Source organism: Streptomyces sp. P5F9 (assembly GCF_057961495.1).
Map to the genome: position 1 here is coordinate 1 of NZ_JBXVPZ010000779.1, position 2,536 is coordinate 2,536.

Genomic DNA, 2,536 nt, shown 5'->3' on the forward strand with positions numbered 1-2,536 from the left:
CTACGGCTGAAGGCGCGGCGGGCGGCGGCTACTCCTACGACCCGTACGCCCCCTACGACCCCCGCAACCCCGGCCGACGCCTGAGAGGTCGGCGCCGCTGCCCGTCGTAGCGCCGCGTGATCGGTCACCGCCGGTGCCGTCGTAGCGCGAGCTGATCAGGTCACCGCCAGAGCCCCTCGTAGCGCGAGCCGGTCAGTCGTCCTCGGTCTCCTTGGCCGCGTCGTGCCACTTGGGGTCGTTCTCCCACTCCAGGTTGCGCTCGCGGGCCGTCTCCATCGCGTGCTCGGCCTCGGCGCGGGTGGTGTACGGCCCGAACCGGTCCTTGGCGGGGCACTCCGGCCCCTCCTCGACCTTCTTGTGTTCGAGGCAGTAGTACCACTCGCCGGGCTTCCCGGCCGTGCGCTTCTTGAACAGGGCCATCAACGGCTCCTTTCCCTACGGCCATGTTCCCCCATGACCGCTGGTTAGACTCGCTGGCATGTCTGGCCAGTCGCTGCTCGTACCAGGGGAGCTCTCCCCCACCCGTCCCGTGCCCGGAAACATCCGTCGCCCCGAGTACGTCGGCAAGCCCGCGCCGACCCCGTACACCGGGCCGGAGGTGCAGACCCCCGAGACGATCGAGGCGATGCGCGTCGCCGGGCGGATCGCCGCGCGGGCGATGGCGGAGGCCGCGAAGATCATCTCGCCGGGGGTGACCACGGACGAACTCGACCGCGTGGCGCACGAGTACATGTGCGACCACGGTGCCTACCCGTCGACGCTCGGCTACCGCGGCTTCCCCAAGTCCCTGTGCACCTCGCTCAACGAGGTGATCTGCCACGGCATTCCGGACTCCACGGTGCTGCGCGACGGCGACATCATCAACCTCGACGTGACGGCGTACATCGGCGGGGTGCACGGCGACAACAACGCGACGTACCTGGTCGGCGACGTCGACGAGGAGAGCCGCCTGCTGGTCGAGCGCACCCGCGAGTCCCTGGACCGGGCGATCAAGGCGGTCAGGCCGGGCCGCCAGATCAACATCATCGGCCGGGTCATCGAGTCGTACGCCAAGCGCTTCGGGTACGGCGTGGTCCGGGACTTCACCGGCCACGGCATCAACTCGTCCTTCCACTCCGGCCTGATCGTCCCGCACTACGACAGCCCGCACGCGACGACGGTCATCCAGCCCGGGATGACGTTCACGATCGAGCCGATGCTGACGCTGGGGACGTACGAGTACGACATGTGGGACGACGGGTGGACAGTCGTCACGAAGGACCGGAAGCGGACGGCTCAGTTCGAGCACACGTTGGTGGTGACGGAGACGGGGGCGGAGGTTCTCACGCTGCCATAGCGCCTCGGGAGCGCCTAGCGCCTCGGGACCGCCTTGGGACCCGTCCTCTGCTGGGGGCGGGTCTCTTCTTGTACGCTTTTACCGACAGGGTGTCGGCAACCTGTTGACTTAGGTAAGCCTTACCTTAGAGGATAGAGCTCATGGACTCCTTCTCGACAGTCATCCGCACCGCGTCCCACGAACAGCACGTGGAGGCCGAGACCTCCACCTTCATGAGCGATCTGCTCGGCGGCCGGCTGGGCGTGAACGCGTACGCCCGGTACACCGAGCAACTGTGGTTCGTCTACGAGGCGTTGGAGACCGGGGCGGAGCGCCTCGCGGCGGATCCGGTGGCCGGGGCGTTCATCCAGGCCGAGTTGTTCCGACTGCCGGCGCTGGAGCGGGACCTTGAGCATCTGCGGGGCGCGGACTGGCGGTCCGGGCTGACCGCACTGCCGGCGACCCAGGCCTACGCGGAACGGGTGCGGGAGTGCGCGGAGTCGTGGCCGGCCGGGTACATCGCCCATCACTACACCCGTTACCTCGGGGATCTCTCCGGCGGGCAGATCATCCGGGACAAGGCGGAGCGGACATGGGGGTTCTCCCGGAAGGGGGACGGGGTGCGGTTCTATGTGTTCGAGGGGATCGGGAACCCGGCGGCGTTCAAGCGGGGGTATCGGGAGCGGCTGGATTCCGTGCCGGTCGATGATCTGGAGAAGCAGCGGGTCGTGGCCGAGTGCAAGCGGGCGTTCGCGTTGAACACCGGGGTGTTTCGGGCGTTGGGTGAGGAGTTTCCGCTGTCGGCGTGAGCGGTTGGTTGTCTGCGGGAGCGTTGCTGGGGCTGCCGCCCCCAGACCCCCGCTTCGGCCCTGAAGGGGCCTCGTCCTCAAACGCCGGACAGGCCGAATATTGCCGGCCTGGGTGGGGAAGTGGCCGCCATTACGGAGGAGTTGGTGTCACGGAGCCGTCAGCGCTCCAGGAACACCCGTCCCCCGACCTCGACCCAACCCCCAGGCTGCGGAGCCGTGAGTATCTGAGACCCCGCACCCTGCGTGATGTTGAGAGCCCGGCCCAACTGGTCGGTCAACAGCAACGCCGCCGCGCCCGTGGCCTCGTCCTCGTGGATGCCGTCGTCGCGGCCCGGGAAGGCGCGGGCGCGGCGGCGTTGCTGTTGACCGACCAGTTGGGCCGGGCTCTCAACATCACGCAGGGTGCGGGGTC

At 68.5% G+C, this 2,536-nt stretch carries 3 protein-coding genes and 1 pseudogene; 2 read left to right on the forward strand and 2 right to left on the reverse strand.

Annotation, left to right across the window (positions count from 1 at the left end):
- Positions 1 to 192: 192 nt before the first annotated feature.
- On the reverse strand, positions 193 to 420 hold the full coding sequence (locus AC31A1_RS49915; RefSeq protein ID WP_489659680.1) for a hypothetical protein: 228 nt from the start codon (positions 418 to 420) through the stop codon (positions 193 to 195).
- 58 nt (positions 421 to 478) lie between these two features.
- Between AC31A1_RS49915 and map the strand changes: the two genes are divergently transcribed.
- Together map and AC31A1_RS49925 are read left to right on the forward strand one after the other, a co-directional pair.
- A complete protein-coding gene (map, locus tag AC31A1_RS49920; RefSeq protein ID WP_489659681.1) occupies positions 479 to 1,336 on the forward strand; it encodes a type I methionyl aminopeptidase in 858 nt (285 codons plus the stop codon).
- A 140-nt stretch (positions 1,337 to 1,476) separates the two neighbouring features.
- On the forward strand, positions 1,477 to 2,124 hold the full coding sequence (locus AC31A1_RS49925) for a biliverdin-producing heme oxygenase (RefSeq protein WP_489659682.1): 648 nt from the start codon (positions 1,477 to 1,479) through the stop codon (positions 2,122 to 2,124).
- 158 nt (positions 2,125 to 2,282) lie between these two features.
- Here the strand turns inward: AC31A1_RS49925 and AC31A1_RS49930 are convergent.
- Positions 2,283 to 2,536, reverse strand: a pseudogene (locus tag AC31A1_RS49930) (hypothetical protein); the annotation flags it as partial.